At 44.7% G+C, this 16,551-nt stretch carries 11 protein-coding genes; 6 read left to right on the top strand and 5 right to left on the bottom strand.

Features of this window, described 5'->3' with window-relative positions; translation table 11 throughout:
- The first annotated feature begins 938 nt into the window (after positions 1-938).
- Together pcaB and ABWV76_RS16040 are read left to right on the top strand one after the other, a co-directional pair.
- Entirely contained in the window at positions 939-2,288 is a 1,350-nt protein-coding gene (gene pcaB, locus ABWV76_RS16035) for a 3-carboxy-cis,cis-muconate cycloisomerase (protein ID WP_353376578.1), read from the top strand.
- Between the two features lie 49 nt (positions 2,289-2,337).
- Positions 2,338-2,730, top strand: coding sequence for a nuclear transport factor 2 family protein (locus tag ABWV76_RS16040; RefSeq protein ID WP_353376579.1), 393 nt, complete (start codon positions 2,338-2,340; stop codon positions 2,728-2,730).
- Positions 2,731-2,840: 110 nt separating this feature from the next.
- On the opposite strand, the gene ABWV76_RS16045 is transcribed toward ABWV76_RS16040, so the two are convergent.
- Positions 2,841-5,918, bottom strand: coding sequence for a cellulose binding domain-containing protein (locus tag ABWV76_RS16045; protein ID WP_353376580.1), 3,078 nt, complete (start codon positions 5,916-5,918; stop codon positions 2,841-2,843).
- Positions 5,919-6,613: 695 nt separating this feature from the next.
- Between ABWV76_RS16045 and ABWV76_RS16050 the strand changes: the two genes are divergently transcribed.
- Positions 6,614-8,698, top strand: coding sequence for a neutral/alkaline non-lysosomal ceramidase N-terminal domain-containing protein (locus ABWV76_RS16050; RefSeq protein ID WP_353376581.1), 2,085 nt, complete (start codon positions 6,614-6,616; stop codon positions 8,696-8,698).
- Between the two features lie 742 nt (positions 8,699-9,440).
- Positions 9,441-10,415, top strand: coding sequence for a DJ-1/PfpI family protein (locus ABWV76_RS16055; protein ID WP_353376582.1), 975 nt, complete (start codon positions 9,441-9,443; stop codon positions 10,413-10,415).
- 578 nt (positions 10,416-10,993) lie between these two features.
- On the opposite strand, the gene ABWV76_RS16060 is transcribed toward ABWV76_RS16055, so the two are convergent.
- The 4 genes from ABWV76_RS16060 to ABWV76_RS16075 all read right to left on the bottom strand — a co-directional run bounded on the left by ABWV76_RS16060 (position 10,994) and on the right by ABWV76_RS16075 (position 14,966).
- Positions 10,994-11,572, bottom strand: coding sequence for a hypothetical protein (locus ABWV76_RS16060; RefSeq protein WP_353376583.1), 579 nt, complete (start codon positions 11,570-11,572; stop codon positions 10,994-10,996).
- The gene (locus ABWV76_RS16065) at positions 11,557-12,849 is read right to left on the bottom strand and encodes a peptidylprolyl isomerase (protein WP_353376584.1); all 1,293 of its coding nucleotides are present in this window, start codon (positions 12,847-12,849) and stop codon (positions 11,557-11,559) included. Before ABWV76_RS16065 ends, ABWV76_RS16060 begins: the two co-directional genes overlap by 16 nt.
- A gap of 94 nt (positions 12,850-12,943) precedes the next feature.
- Positions 12,944-13,966, bottom strand: a complete 1,023-nt coding sequence (locus ABWV76_RS16070) for a phospholipase C/P1 nuclease family protein (RefSeq protein WP_020413431.1) — start codon at positions 13,964-13,966, stop codon at positions 12,944-12,946.
- 352 nt (positions 13,967-14,318) lie between these two features.
- A complete protein-coding gene (locus ABWV76_RS16075) occupies positions 14,319-14,966 on the bottom strand; it encodes a hypothetical protein (RefSeq protein WP_020413430.1) in 648 nt (215 codons plus the stop codon).
- Between the two features lie 450 nt (positions 14,967-15,416).
- Here ABWV76_RS16075 and ABWV76_RS16080 point away from each other — a divergent pair, with 450 nt between their 5' ends.
- Both ABWV76_RS16080 and ABWV76_RS16085 read left to right on the top strand, forming a co-directional pair.
- Positions 15,417-15,902 (top strand): hotdog fold domain-containing protein, encoded by a 486-nt coding sequence (locus tag ABWV76_RS16080; RefSeq protein WP_282952908.1) that lies wholly within the window; start codon positions 15,417-15,419, stop codon positions 15,900-15,902.
- A gap of 181 nt (positions 15,903-16,083) precedes the next feature.
- A complete protein-coding gene (locus tag ABWV76_RS16085; RefSeq protein ID WP_020413427.1) occupies positions 16,084-16,518 on the top strand; it encodes a hypothetical protein in 435 nt (144 codons plus the stop codon).
- Positions 16,519-16,551: the final 33 nt, after the last annotated feature.

A 16,551-nucleotide genomic window follows, 5' to 3' on the forward strand; every position in this document is an offset into this window, starting at 1 on the left:
TGCTTCTGTTTTCTTGAGAAAATTTAATTAGTTTTCGGCTGCGGGGTGTGTGGCTATACCTACTTGTAGGTATTTATTTTCTGATATATTGAAATTTATGGGCTTTCGCCTCTTGTGTTTCTCTTTTCCATTTATTTGTAATTGCTTTTAATTCAAGAAAATTTAAATTTCTTTTTGTCAGCTTCTATATTTTGTTTATGTGTGTGGCGTAGGGTTGAAGGATTTATTTGGTGTTGAATTTTTTTGTGCCCTTATTGTTGTAAAGCCGAATCGAAGTATAAATTGATATAAATCAATTCAAGGGTTATTTATTTGTGATTGGAGCTTGGAGCTTAAATTGAGTCCCAGTATGAGTGAAAAAGCATAAGTTTGAGTGGTACTGGAAGGATGTTTTTGCTTAGAAGGTTAGTGGAGATTTTGTGATTTAAGGTTTTCTTTACTATTTATATGGTTGGTACCATTTGAATTTTCTTGGCAGTATCATGATTTTATGTCGATAAGTAGGTGGTGTGATTTCAGAGTAGAGACTGCTAACGAGGCAGTAATTGGAAAGAAAATTCTCTTTTAACTAAATGGCTTTTGAGGATTGAGTTACTGGCTAGGGTGGGGCGAGAGATTGTATGTAAGAAAAAAATTGGCATACTTAGCTACCGCAAATGTTCACTGATGTAGATGTAATTGGTACTTTTTATATGGGACGCTCAGTCATCTGACCAGGGGCCGAGTAAAGGATACCTGCATTCTCTATCAATTAAGTTGACCTAGAAGGAAATAGCTACTAACTAATAGCTCATTAAGCCCCGAATGCTATTGTCTATTCTTCTTTGAGAAATGACTGTTTGTACCGCTAGTCTCGCTTTTGAGCAATCTCATTGCACTACCAGCCCGGGCGAATTCAAAGGACCTGCAAGCTTTGCCTTGGTTTTTAGAGGTGAATCGTGGCAGCAACTCTTATTGACTCAGTAGTTTTCTGTGATCTTTTCGGCACGCAGGCAATGCGAGATATTTTTTCAGATAAACAGAGAGTTCAGTACTACCTGGATGTCGAGGCGGCCCTGGCAAAAGTTCAAGCGCGATTGGGGATCATCCCCGAGGAGGCGGCGAAAGAGATTTGCAGCCACTGCAACGCCGATGAGATTGATTTCGTACGCTTAAAGGCACAGACAGAGTTGATTGGTTATCCCGTTTTTGGGGTTGTACAACAGCTGGTAGCACTATGCGATAAAGGGCTGGGGCAATGGTGCCACTGGGGAACTACAACCCAGGATATTACTGATACAGCTACCGTTTTACAGATTCGTGCAGCATTGGAATTGATAGAAACTGATGTGGGAGCAATCTCAATTGCATTAGCTAAATTGGCGAAAGAGTACCGGGATACGCCGATGGTGGCGAGAAGTAATTTGCAACAGGCTGTACCAATAACTTTTGGTTATAAAGCGGCTGTATGGCTGGCTGGTTTCCATCGACACCAGCAGCGCTTAGAAGAAATTAAAAAACGTGCACTGGTTGGGGAGTTTGGTGGCGCAGCGGGAAATCTGGCCTCGTTAGGGAGCCAGGGATTGGCGGTACAGGTGGGGATTATGGAGGAGCTTAAGCTAGGGAAGCCATGTATTGCCTGGCATACCATGCGAGATAGAATCACTGAGGTAGCCTGTCTGCTGGGGTTGATCACTGGCACGCTGGGGAAAATCGCTCTCGATATTAAATTAATGGCGCAGACAGAAGTGGGTGAGGTTTCAGAGCCATTTACGTCCGGGCGAGGAGCTTCCAGTACGATGCCACAAAAACATAACCCTGTCTCTTCAGTCTATATCAGTGGCATTGTGCCAATTATCAGGCAGCAGGTGGCAGCTCTGCTCAATGCTATGGAAGAGGATCATGAGCGAGCTACGGGTACCTGGGAAATTGAGTGGGTGGTACTTCCTGAAATATTTTGCCTGTCGGCTGCAACCTTGGCGCAAGCGCGCTTTGCTTTAAGTGGACTTAATGTGTACCCGGAAAATATGATGCGAAACCTAAAACTGACTGGAGGCCAGGTTTCCTCTGAGGCAGTTATGATGGGATTGGGTCCTAAGATTGGACGCGAGAAAGCCCATGACCTGGTATATCAGATCTGTTGTGATGCGGTGGAAAGCGGGCAGTCATTTGCCGAGTTATTGATACAAAACCCGGAAATATCTGCAAATCTCAGTTCCAGTGAGGTGGATGAATTATTGGATCCCAAGAACTACTTAGGATTGTGTGGTGAGATGGTTGATCAAACCCTGGCCGGGAAGGAGCGGTAAAGATGTTTATTTGAATGGTAAATCTCTTCAGGCTGGGGTTTCTTGAATTATGAAAAAATCAATTCGCTCTGAAGCTATACAGAGATTATGTCTTAAGTATTTATCGGCTTTGGAGCAAGGTGACTTGGAGGCTTTGAAGGCTGTTTTTACAGAAGGTGCGAGGGTTTATTCTCCGATATTTGGGGAGTGCCAGGTTGATGATTTTTACTCCTATGTCACTCAGGCAACAGAAGAACGTCACTTGGAGTTAAAAAATATTATGCAGGGAGTGATGAATCCAAATCAGGTTGCTATTTATATGACTTATACGCGTACTATAAAAGGCAAAGAGCCAGCTACTATTAACACGGTTGATATTTTTGACCTTGCTACTGACCTAAGTGGATTCTCTTCCGTAGCTATCATTTATGATACTGCTCCAGTTAAGAGTGACTTTAATTGAGGAATTCTTATGGGTTAGATTTTTCTGTCTAGAGGCATGGCACAAATTTATGTGCCATGCCGCCATCCTGTCTTTTTATAAAACGAACTCTTTATTTAATCGTAGTATAACTAGTGAATGACGCTTTCTAGTGCTTTCACTAAGCCAGAAGTTGGAGTACTGTCTGGTATTGGGCAGTTGAAGCTCTCAGAATGCCCATAGCTATAACCATACAGCAGGTTGCAGGCCATGACCTTATGACCTGCTGTAGTGGGATGTACCGAGTCACCAGTAGGGATTATTTTTCCCTGATCTGCCAGGAACATATTAAAAGAAGCTCTGGCATTTTCTACCGCATTTTTAATCTGGGCATTGTAGTAATCGGTGCAGTAATTTTGGGGGTCTTGCCCGTCAATATTACTTCGGCGAGGAATCATCGAGATTACAAAGGCAATATTTTTATCGGCTATGCCTAATGAAGAAAGGTGACTATATATTTTACCCACCAGAGTAGAGTTATCCGTAATATTTGCTGGTGACAATATGCCGGCAACAACCTGCTCCAGTCGACTGGCTGTGATACCTCCTATATCAGGTGCGGCACTGCACTTGGTGGCGCCATTCATATTTAAGAAAGTAATGTCGTTGGTTCCCAGTTGGATAGGTATCACAACGGCATCTGTGTCGGAGAGGCTTTGACTCAGCTGGCAGGCTTGGTTACCTAGCCATCCGGCACTGTTACTGCCTTCCCGGCACATTTCGGTAGCTACCGAATTGAAGTTAGCAATGGATTGAGCGCAGTTGGCAAAATTATAGCCAGATGGAACTTGATGACCTGTAGGGTTTAGGAAGCAGAGCATATCGCTTGTGGTGGCTCCTGGGATTCCCGAATGCCAGTAATTCCTGCTTTGTTGTGCCAAGTCCTCTGGGCCAGTTGGACCATTTACAGTTCCGATAGTGTGTATGGGCTTGCCACTGTAGAGAATTTGGAGGGAGCCATTGCTCTCACTTGCGGTAAGCGGGAAACTGGATTTGCCATTGGAGGCATCGAAGAGATGTTGCCAAATTTGGGAGCGGAAGCCATTGGAGTTGAAGGGTAGTGTTGTCATGCCATAGGTGATCGAGTCCCCAATAAGCCAGAGTTTTATGCTGTTGGCATTGCCTTTATTGGGATTGGACGGCTCAGTGGGCTGGGGCTCTGGTGCTGTAGGTATAGGGGTACTTGGCGGAGAGGGTTCTGTTACGCTATTGGACTGGCAGCTAGTGGTCAGGTTTGGCTGAATATTTTCACCCGTGTACTCACCATTAAAACCAAATGCCCGAGCCTCGCCTGGAGGAATAGTGTCCTGGCCGCTGGCAGTCACTGTACCGCTATTTTCGCTTATCAGAGCATTCCAGTGATGGGCCACTTTTTGGTTACCTGGCCATTGCCACTGTACCTGCCATTTCTCAATGGGGGTATTTCCAGTGTTGCGGATAACCACATTAGCCATAAAGCCATTGCCCCAGTCATTTTGGACAGTGTATTCCACAGTACACTGGCCAGAGGATGACAGTGGGGGGGCAGGTTCCGGGCTTGGTGCAGGTGTTGTGTCTGGTGCTGGAGTTGGCGGTGTTGTTGGGGATTTAGTGGACTCAAACCACTTAAGTGCGTAGGCGCGGAACTCTCGCTCTGTAGGTAGGATACCCCGCTTTGCCTGAAAATCGATCAGGTATTGTTTGGCGTCCCGATAGAACTCTTGGTGTGTTTGGTAAATCTGTTTTTTGTTCCCCTCGTTGTCGATCAGCCAGTAGCCGACAAACTCATTAGCCCAGCTGTCATACTCGTTACCATACATCTGCCAATACAAGATAAAAGGAGTCCCCCACTCCAATGAAGTTTTAATCACATTGCGCGAGAGCATATCCTGTGCTTCTCCGGAGCGGGTGCCCCAGTCTTTGAACCAGGATTCACCGTATCCGTACTCGCCAATAAATACTCGTTTTTCAAATGGCAAGCCTGCCTTGGTGGGAAGCTTTGAATTAATGAAATCTAAAGCTTTGGTTAACTCGGTATGTAAGGTGGCGAAGTCTGAGTGTCTTTCCTTGGTAGTCAGGTCATAAGCTGAGTAAGACACCAGATCCACATTAGTGTGGGGCAGTACGGCATTGGTAATACGCTCCTTCCCCTGCATTGCTGATTCAACCCTATTGACTTCAACATAGTGATACAGGTTGACATCGGAGTGGGCTACATTGGCTTTAGCATCATCTATGGCCTTCTGACGAATATTGAGCCAGTCGATTAATCCCTGGATACGTATGGGGTCGATTTTTTCCTGGTTGTCATCACGGGTTCCGTCTGCCTTTTGCACCAGGTTCCAATCCCCTTCCCAGTGGCCGATCATAAAGGTTTTACCAGATCCGTTATATTGCGTTAGCAGGTATTCAGCCAGGGCATAAATTTTATCGTACTGCCAGGTTAGTTCATCTTTGGACATGCCCTTGTTGTCCATCCAGGAGCCTGAATCTTCCACCCAAAACATATAGTGGGAAAAATCCATTTCCAGGACCTCACGATAAGCGGGCACTTCTTCAAGCATGCGTTTGAATTGGTAGTCCAGCCCTTTGCCTCGTAGTTCATCATACAGGCCCGTGGAGAGGGCAATCTTAAGAAAATTCGAGCCCATTGCATGAATGGCCTTGGCAGACTCCACAAGGGAGCCTTCCCCGGTAAAACTGTACTTGGGACTGATTGTCTGGGTACCGAGAATGTAGTTGTAGCGCTCAATTGGGGATAGTGGAGTGCCTGTTGGCGGTTCAGTAGGTGTTGGGGGCGAAGATGCTTGCTTATTACAGCTGGCATTTATCTTGGATGGGATCTGCTTGCCCCCAGAGTAGGAGATATTAAACCCAAAGGACCGCGCCTCGCCTGTTGGTATGGTGGCAAAATCGCCAGTTCCCTCCGCGGTAACGATATTGCCGCTTTGACTAATCTTGGCATTCCAGGAGTGATCGATGACTTGGTCTGCGGGCCACTGCCAGTCGACTGACCAGCCATTGATGGGTTCATTGCCAGTATTTCGAACGACTACAGCGGCCATGTAACCGGTATTCCACTGGCTCTGAACAACCAGGTTCACGTCGCAGCTTGTAGCTGCGAGCGCCTGACCAGAAAGCCCTAATAAAAGTAAAGGGACCATGCTTGCTTTGATGAGACGGATATGCATCAAGAAACCACTAATTATTAAATTTGTACCAACAGATAAGGCTCCTTCCTGGCGATAAAGTTTCGTTTAAAGGAGTTATGCTGAATAAATGACTATTGATTCACATGTTCTGTTGGCTCGTGAGTGCTTCAAAATTTATCGGAAGCTAGAGGCATCTCGGTTAGTTCCTGTTTGCGCTCCAAATTGGTGCGCGTTTTTGTTGGAATAGTCATAAATTCATCAAAGCTAAACTAAAAACGTTCTGGTCATCTCCGATGATCCTCTCAAAGTAAGTGGAAATTACATCGACCTCGGTCTATGAATGATATCTATATTTAATAAATCCTAATTGCAGATCTGGCATTGCGAATTACCCTGGCTTTTGGTCTGTTGGGAGTTATTGCAAACCTGTGGATAGCGTAAATGAAGTATCATGGAACCCGCGTGCCAAAGTATTAACTTAATAAAAAGGTGCGAATCAAGGAAGAATATTGTCATACCTGTCTAAGCTCTATTCACTGTATAGGTTTGTCTCTATCAGGAAGAAATAATAGAAATAATAAAAGTACAGTCATGTAGTTGTACTTCGTAAAGCTGGCTATCGAGCCAGTTTCTTTCACTGCGTTATCAGAATAATTTTTGCAAGTAAGGTCAGCCTTCTTTCCATGGCTCATGCTATGTATAGGCATCGCTATAGCAAATTATTTGGAGAAAAAATGAATAAAATAATAATCAAGATTTGTGTGGTGCTCTTGGGGCTAGTAGGCGCTACCCCTCTTGCATTCGGTGCGGACTGGTTGCTGGGTACTGGTAAATACGATATTACGGGCCCAGCCGCCGATGTTGGTATGGTTGGCTATGGTGAGACAGGGCAAACAACAAAGGGAATTCACACCCGTTTGTGGTCCCGCGCGTTTATTATCGCGAATCCACAGAATAGTCGGCGCCTAGTATTTGTCTCTGCGGATCTGCAGGGCATTCCCCAGGGCGTTAAACAGGGTGTAATCGCCAAACTTAAAAGTAAGTATGGCAATAATAGGTTCACTGATGAGAATGTCATGCTCACAGCAACTCATACTCATGTGGGGCCTGGTGGTTACGATCACTATGTAATGTTGAATATGAGTGCATTGGGTTACGCAGGAGATAATTATAGCGCGATTGTGGAGGGTATTTACCAGTCTATTGTCTCAGCGAATAACAGCCTGAAGGAGGGCGATATTTATCTGGATCAGGGTACCCTGCTCAATACCAGTGTTAATCGCAACCCAGAACCTTACGCACAAAATTCCGATATTAGTAATTACCAATACGATACTAATAAAGCCATGAGTCAGCTCAAATTGGTGGGATCGGATAATGAGGCAATGGGGATTATCAATTGGTTTGCTGTGCACAATGTTTCCCTCGGAACCGAACAACGCCAGTTGAGTAGCGACCATAAAGGTGCGGCCAGTTATCTATTTGAAACCTGGGCTGCTGGCCAGCCCAATACCTCAGATGGTTTCGTGGCGGCTTTTGCCAACAGCAACCTGGGTGATGCCTCTCCTAATGTGTGTGGCCCCAGGGATGGCTGTGGTACTAGTGAATATGCGAGTTTAGAGCTGGCTGCAGAAAAGCAGTTTTCCAAAGCGCAGTCACTATATGAGTCAGCAGCTAACAAGTTGACAGGGGAACTGGACTATCGTCATCAAATCATCTACTTCCCAGGCTACACAGTGGCGGGACAGTACACTGGAGTAGGACAGCAGGATATATGTGAAGGCGCGGTTGGCTGGTCCTTCACAGCGGGTTCTACCTGGGATGGCCCCAGTGGAATTGACGGTATCTTCGAAGGTATGTCTGTAGATAATGAGGGTGCAGAATGGGATCGCAGCGAAAGCCTGTTTGAATCTGTAATTGATGGATTCCCGATATTTGGATTGATGAACGCTTTTTCTGCGGTGGCTGTTTTCAACGAGACTCAGGATGATCCCTGCCAATATCCAAAGCCAACCTTTGTAGAGCGTAAAGTGGTGGGGCAAGAGCTGTACACACCCTATTTACCATTTCAGATGTTTCGAATCGGTTCCCTTGCCCTGGTTGCTGCGCCCAGTGAGATGACTACTATGGCGGGGCGCCGTTTGGAAAAGCAGGTGCTCTCAGCTATGCAGGGTAATGGAATCTCTACGGTGGTGATTGCCGGTCTGGCGAATGCCTATAGCGGTTACGTGACTACACACGAAGAATTTGATATGCAGCACTATGAGGGTGGCCATACTATCTTTGGCCCCAACACCCTTGCAGCTTACCAGCAAATCTACACGGAGATGGCTTATGCCATGAACAATAATCTGGAAGTCGATGCAGGCCCAACACCTGCAGATTTATCTAATGACCAGGTGATTCATGTTATCGGGGTGGTTTATGATGATAAGCGTCTTTGGGAATCTTTTGGGCAAGTCTGGAATGATGTCGGTAACAGCTACTCTGCCGGAGACATGGTGAGCGCCTCTTTTCGCTCTGGACATCCTCGCAATAATTTCAGGACTGGCGGCACGTTTATTGAGATTCAGCGAAAAGTGAATGGTAGCTGGGAAACCTATCTTACGGATAATGATTTGGATACCCGTTTCATCTGGACCAGGGATACCGCTATAGATTGTCTGGCTTGTTCCTTTGCTGAAGGGCAGTGGACAATTGGTGAAAATACTCCAGCTGGCACATATCGTATTAAGCATTACGGAAACTGGAAGAGTGGGTGGACAGGAAAAATTTCCAGCTATAGTGGCACCTCAAGCAACTTTACTGTAGCTAATTAGCAGATTCTTGCACCAATTAGATGGCATTACCGAAACTGTGATATCGACATCTAGGTAATGCCATATTTTCTATAAATGCCCTAAATATACTATATTTGTGTGCCATTATAAGTTGCTTGTTCTTCTTTTTATTCTGCTTCTACTATGTAATTCATTTTCCGCTTTTCCATCAGTATAATCGTGGTTTCTCCATTCCCTAAAAAACATGTAGTCCGCCTTGTAATAAGCAGTATAGGGAAAGTTTTTTACTTTACTGATATATGAATAACTAGCTGTTCTTGCTGTCCGCAATGTATGGGTTGGGGTTATTTGCAGATGCAGTGCTTGCCGAAAAGCAGGCTTAGCTAATCCCCAAAATCTATAAAGAACTATGGAAAATTATTGCCCATGAACGGGGTGAGGCTGATCTAATTCAATAGATTCATTTAGGTACCTCACTGGCCCAGCACGGGCAATATGGTTTGTTGCGAAGAAATATAGGGCAGTGGAGCCTATATAAACATTGCCAATGTCCAGCTTAAATATTATCAATGAGATAGAAAGGCTCCTTCTCTGATAATTGATGTCCTAATTTGTCGGCTTTATGTCCTTTGCGACTAATGCTATTAATTTATGCTTTCAACTGCCTCGACTGGAGGCGCCCTATTCATATAGCGGAATTTTTATGATGTGTCTGATCAATTGTCGAATAAACCTTTGCTCCTGCTAAAAATAACTGACTTTCGAATTTAAGGTTATAACCATGAAAATATTTTTCTGGGCTGCCCTGTGCTCATTACTTTTAAGTAGTAAGGCTTGGGCCCACTCTACATCTAAGGACGCTTTCCATATTGGAATATTATTGTACGATGGTGCACAAACTATTGATTATGCCGGCCCTTATGAGGTTTTTGGTCAGGCGCGTTATCGTTTGACAACCATCTCTGAAGATGGTGAAACCATTACTTCAGCGATGGGATTACAGGTGGTTCCAGATGCCAGTTTTGAACAAGAGAATCAATTTGATGCGGTAATTATCCCTGGGGGTGGCATCAATAAAGCGATGGAGAACCCGGAGATATTGCAGTGGATTAAGGAGCAGTCTGAGCAGGTGCAGTATGTGCTATCGGTATGTAACGGTGCCTTTATTTTGGCGAATACCGGGCTGCTTCATAGTAAGAAAGCAACCACTATTCGTGGAGCCTTCAATTCGTTCGAGAAAAGTTTCCCTGATATCGAATTGGTAAAGAATAAAAAGTTTGTAGATAACGGGAAGATCATTACTACCGCCGGTCTTTCATCCGGAATAGATGGTGCTCTATACCTGGTAAGCAAGATTGATACGATGGAGAAAGCCAGAAGTGTTGCGGCGAAGATTGAGTACCAGTGGCAGCCGCAGGGCGGTTATATCCGGGGTATAATGGCAGACAAAATTATGCCGAATTTTGGTGACTTGCCTGAGTCAATTCAATTTGTTTCTAAGGAATATAGCTATGGCGACTTGGAAGATTGGTATACCGCATTTCAGGTTTCCGGTGATGTGGAGACTGTAAAATCCTGGTTAAGTGAACAGATGAAAGAGAATCCAGATTGGAAAATTAGCCAGGGAAAATTTATTGATAATAAATGGATATATCGGTTTTCTGATGATGGTATTGTACTGCAGATTGATTTTGTTTCTCCTTCTGAGGTCAATCCTTGGATGATTAAGTTAAGTATATTGGATCAAGCGTCGTAACTTGGCGGTTGTGGCTATTAGTGCGTATGGAATCTCCGTTAAAACTTAAGTTATATATTTAGTTTGCGCTATGAGTTTGCAATGACATTTGATCCAATCCTATTTTTCAAAAAATCAGAACAGCGGGAAAGTGTTGCTCTTGGGATCATCCGATTCAACATATCTTTTACAGCGCCACAAAGTCATTTTTGAGTTACACTGTGAGGGCTCTTCATTGCGACGGTAGCAAATTTGGTAGGGGCGCTCAATCTCCCAGCCCCGTCTTACATTTTTGTAGGTTTGGAAATTTGTGAATGAAGGGTTCTTTCCACCAGTTACTTGCACTTTACAAATGCTATCCCAGTCCATTAATTGGACCCTGACAGAGGATGCCAGGGAGTAAGTGGAGAATAAGCTTAATAAGAGAAGGAGGGCCGCTTTCACAATTATCCTTCCTACCTGGCTTGGCGCCACTCAGGTTTAAAACACCGAAAATGATAGTGTTATAAGCTTCCATTTGCGAAAATTTATTGACTTATTTGAATATAGACTGAAAAGTTATAAAGGCGTATAGGGTCTAAATCTGACTTTTATAGCTATTACTTTTTGGGGGATTCGGTATCGACTTCCAGGTGATCCCTGAGAATAATTTCTCTTTGTTTTCGCAGCGAATCCAGTTTTTGAGTCGCCTCGTAGAGTTGTTCCCGGTTTATACCATACTGCTTCCCTAGTTCAATTTGTTGTTCTAGCTCCGTAATTTTATGCTTCGCAGCTGCGGCAAAAGAGGCATATATGGCCTGTTCCTGCCGAGCTTCAAACTCTCGGTAGAGATCGCGAGATACAAGTTCTTCAGTGCTTGGCTTTGTGCGTGGATTATTTTTAGGGGCAAGTGGAGGTGTACGTGGATCGCCAGTTTTCATAGTCTCTGCTAATGATTGCACAGCTACGCTTTTTGGGTTTGAAGAGAATGCGAAGTCATTATTTACATTGAGTTCTGAATACTGAGTAACTACGGTTTTTGTTGAAGGTTGGTGAGCTTGGGTGGAATAAGGGAAATTTGGTTTAGGTTTGTCCCTATCGACTATCCCATCCAAAGCTATGCTTTGATCATTTAGAGCCACTGCAGTAATGATCAGTCCAACTAATGTTAGAGCGACCACAATTAGCAAGATTCGCAAGACAGCAACCTCTGATTTAATTGTATGGATGCATTCTTTTTAGCCAGCGATATCAGTGTATAAAATTTTTCTTGGAGTTTTTTCTGAGCAATAGCATTAGTGGCTCTATAGTGCACCGAATCGCTCTCGATTGGCTGATAGCTAATTTCCCGCTGGTCTATCCAGAGTATTTCCCAGTGCACATCCCCGGCTTTTTGGGGGCTGCGAAAGGGTTTTGAGACTGTATTTTCAGGGAGGCTAAATGCCATGGCGAGTGTCCAGTGATCGCGATGGTTTTCTCGATCAATCCACCCCAGGCTGCCGTTGGAGTTACGGTCTGTTGCGTTAGAGTATTTCTGAATTGCTTTATGAAAGGGCAGGCCGGCTTTGATTTCCTTATAGACAAGATCGGCCTTTTCTTGTGATTCCAGGCGGATATGATAGGCGTGAACCTTTTCAATACGCTTGAAGTTCTCTTTGTGTTTTTTATAGTACTGATGGACTTCTTTCTTTGTCACAGATTTTACGAGAGCTTGGAGATGTGGGTTTTCATCGTGAATATCATGAATCAATCCCATATTTTGTAATAGAAGTTCACGTTGTAGGGCATATTCTATACACTGTTTGACGGTTGCGCGGGATACCTGGTCCAAGGATGAGCCGATTTCAAACCAATCTAACACATAGGCGCTAGTGAGCTGTTGCTTTATGGCCTCGCGGATGAATTCCAAATTCAAGCTGTGCATCTGTACCTTAAGCTGAATATTCTGGCGACGATATAAGTCCCATAAAGTCAATACTTGTTCAGCTTGTGTATCTCTGAACTTGTAGCGAGCAATCACTAGCTGCTCCGCTGAATTCCGTTGGTCAGTTGTCATGGAGCTATAGAGCTTTTGCTGTAACTGAAGAATTGGTTTGAGTTTGTTGATATTAAGTGTCAGAGGAGCTGTTAGAAAATCCAGACTGCTGTTTACGTTTGCAGATTGCATGGTCTTTTCAAGCGGGGTCTGGTAAGCGCTGCGAATCAGTTTGAAGAGCTGTTGCTCAACCTGCGTATGGTAGTCGTAGCCTACAGTGTTGTGGTTATCTATTACAGACTTCGTGGTGTTCATCGTGGCTAGTAGATGGCTTTCTAGAAGCCCTTTGAGAACTGACCGCCTGTTGGCTTCTTTATCGTGGCGACGTGCTGCTTTTACAAATACGTCTAATGCCGCTAGAGATATATCTTCGCCATTAACTCTTGCTGCAACACTATCTGGTAGCGTTGCAAGTGAGTCCGCGAAAGCCAGAGTGGTCACTATCAGTACGGCGGCCAATACCCAGATAACTCTCATCAGAATATCCTTAGACCACTGGCTGCGGGCGCCAGTGGTGAGCGCTTAATTCTTGTTGTTATTCACTGACTTTTTGAGCAGCGTGATTGAGGATATGAACCACCATTGCAATGGCATGAGGCACGACCGTTTTGGCCACTTGCAGCCTGTCGTTATGATCGGTACTGGATAAAACAATACCACCATTGGCATAGGCGAGGGCGCCGCCTTGAGTCAGTAAGGGGCGAATATCATCGCTGCTTTGCCCTATAGCAGTAAAGTTAGACATGGCCTGAGCAACCAGTGCTTCGTCATTGAGGTTTTCGCTATCGTAGTAATCTGCAACCCAGCCCTCCCAACCGCTGTGGTTGAGTCCTGAGGTGGTCCACACATGGTGTGGCTGAAGCAGGTCAGTGGTATGCATTACAAAGCCGAGAGTTTGTGCGGTTGGTTGGGCAAGGAATTGGCTGTACCAGTACTGGCCGAGGTTGTCGATAGGTTGAAAGGGGATCTCCTCAAAGTCGTCATACATCGATTTGGAGGAATGGCTACCCTGGCGATAGTTGGCTTCAGTAATACCATAGGTATTGTATTCTGAGTCATCGGCTGACCACCAACCGGTCATTCCCCCATTACCATCATCCAGATAGTCGCCAACCAGCCAGGTAGCTGCCATATTATCAATGCTGTCCCATACGGTAAGCAGGTCGTAGTTGTAGCCGCCGAGATCGTTCCCGTGAACATCTGAACCGCGGGTATGATTTTGGAAATGCCAATAGCTTGTGTAACCTACTAGTGAGGCTCCGGCGTTAAACACTGGAGCGTAGACACAGTCACCAGTGATTGCCCCGCACAGGTAAGTATCTTTGAAGTCGTCAACATCATAAGCGCCCTGGCCAAGTACCTCCGCAAACTCATCTACACTAAATCCGGCCGCATTTACCCAAGCTTTGAGTTTATTGTATTCGGTAGTCTCTGGGTTGTTGCGCATATAGGAAACAGCGTCAATTGCAATGCGCTTATGGGTGATCTGTTGGAATGCTTGGGTAGAGGATGCACTTAAGGCCGCGAGGACTAGGCCGGTGGTGATAATTTTCTTCACGACAGCTCCTGATATGGTTTTTATGTCTTATAGAGAGCGCCTGTGGAAGCCCAAAGGCGAGCGGGCGTAAGTATGCTGGCGAGAAATGACAGTTTTAATGCGTTTCTATGAAGATAATCAATTGGCTCGGTGTAAGCGGTCAATCTATGCGGTGGATCTCATATAAGGAAACATGAAGAAAAGATTTATAGTTTTTGGATACTTTAAATAACTAATATTATTTCGGGCGCTTTATTACGTAAATTCTCAGGTGAAAGTGTTGATTGTTTATACAATATGGCTGTCTTTAATGATACGGGCTGAGTCCTCAGTTGAAATTTCTTTAAGACTCTTTTTTTAGTATTTGTAGTCATTAAAGTTTTTGATGTGTCGGGTAGATCTCGTACACACTGAGAATGCGATAATCCCCCGTGGTTCTGTCATGTTTCTGCGCGTATATTTTCCAGCTAGTACCTGTACGTATGCCAATAACTGAAACGGTACGATTTGCCCCATTGTAAAACCCCCGTTGATTGCTGGTGCCATAAACAAAGGCTGTCCCGTAAGTAGCTGCTAGATTGTTGCGAAGGGTATCGCCATTAACAGCCGCAGGTTGTACATGAGCAACATCAAGGGCAGTACTGCCTATGACTGGGCGGATGACAAAAGAGCAGGCAGATAGTTGGCCGGTTACCATCATTGAGGGCCCAGTTGCGCTGGGTAAACGATAAAAACCCAGGTTTGCCGCACCGACATCCATATGTATGGAGTGTGTAAAAAACAGGTGTGGATTTGTCGCAAGATAAAAAGCATTACCCCTTATGTGGAAAGATTCAGTTGAGTGCATATTGTGTGTTCCCAGAATGGTTCCAGGACGATATGAATTTCCGCCATTGCCGATGCAGTATTGAGTTATTCCTGATGCTCCAGGATCACCATAAATTCTAACTGGGTAGGTTTTCAGAAAAGTTGATGTATTTGCTTGCAGTTGATTGAATGCGGTTGCCGGTAAGATTGCCATGTTTATTTTCCTTTTATAGGCGTATGAAACAAAAATACCCATAATGTGGCATCTGCCACTTGGTTATGAGTAAAAATAGAAGTTTATTTCCCCCGAAAGCTGCTATTTTTTTGTGACCACTCGCTAGATCTGATTGCCAGATTAACATGTGTTTATTAAGGGACTCCGCAGACATTGATGCCAAATTATCTTCTTGTCTCTTTTTTAAACTTATAACCATCACAGATGGAAAGAGGCTTTCGCTTATACTAATAGCTATTACCGGAAGATATCCGGTATTTCTTATTCTTTGTGCAGATCTTCGGCTGTATTGTTCTCCGATAGTTAGGCTGGTCAATAAACCTGATAGATCTGATTATCTGGCGTAACCCTTTGATCATGTATAGTTGCGGGCAACGACGGATGCCTATGAGGAAGTTCGTCAACCAATGATTTAGATAGTGAGGCAAGATGGACTATCAATCTTCGAAAAGCCCCGTGTTGCAATTGTGGAAAAAGTTTGGAAGCTCGGCACTCGGGCGCTGGGCAGTTTCTAAAGTAGTGGCCTTCAAGGCTCCATATTTCAGGTCTATCAAGCCATGCTTTGCCGAAGTGTCCCCAGGACATGTCGAAGTGCTCTTAAAAAAGCGCTGGAGTGTTACTAATCATATTGGAACTGTACATGCTATTGCCATGTGTAATGCCGCCGAGCTAGCTGGTGGCGTTTGTCTTGATGTATCCCTTGATCGACGATTTCGTTGGATACCTGTAGGGATGGAGGTTAAGTACTTGAAGATGGCTAAAACTAACTTGAGAGCCGTATGTGAGTACCCTGAGTTTGAATCTATTGATGCGGGTGATGTAATCATGCCAGTCGGGGTTTTCGACCAGAACGGGGAAGAAGTTTTCCATGCAGATATCACTATGCGCGTATCCCAACGGCCCAGCGCCAAATAAATGCTGTTCTGGAAGGCTTGGAGGTTCTTTACTCCTAAGCCTTGCCTAAGAAGCCGGCTAACCAGCCATCTACCTGTATGGAAAATGTGCACCTGTACTAACCTTGATTTCAACAGGTGTGGATTGGTTGAGGAATCCGTAAAATACCCGGCTTCTTAAACTGTATCTATCTGGAGGAATTATGGGCTTAGAGTGGAAGTTGGGTCGATCATCAGGCCTGCTTGATTTGGTCAGTGATGACGGTGCGGAATACCAGCTGTACCATGCGAAGAGCAATGCTATTACAGATAGTGATGTATACCAGGACTTAACCGAGACCTTGGGTATGGCCGTATCCAAGCTCAATGAGAGTATCAATGACTCTTCCCTCTACTTCCTGATTCGCTGGGAAAGTGCTTCTTCTACATTGACAATCTCTATTACTGACGATAGCAGGAAGAAGGATTCTGATATTGTCGTGCGGTGTCATTTCCTTGCGCTGGAGCCATCGGAGGCATTTACGGAGAACCTGAGGTTTTGGTGTAAGGAATATCTATCTACGGACCAGGGATTTTCCCAGTTTTCCCTTGTGGCACTTTTTGCTGATAAGTCCAGGGACAGCGCTGTTATCCTTTAATACCAAGTCGTACTTGAAGGCTCCTAATGCCTG

The sequence above is a fragment of the Microbulbifer sp. NBRC 101763 genome (assembly GCF_040371615.1).
Classification (GTDB): Bacteria; Pseudomonadota; Gammaproteobacteria; order Pseudomonadales; family Cellvibrionaceae; genus Microbulbifer; species Microbulbifer variabilis.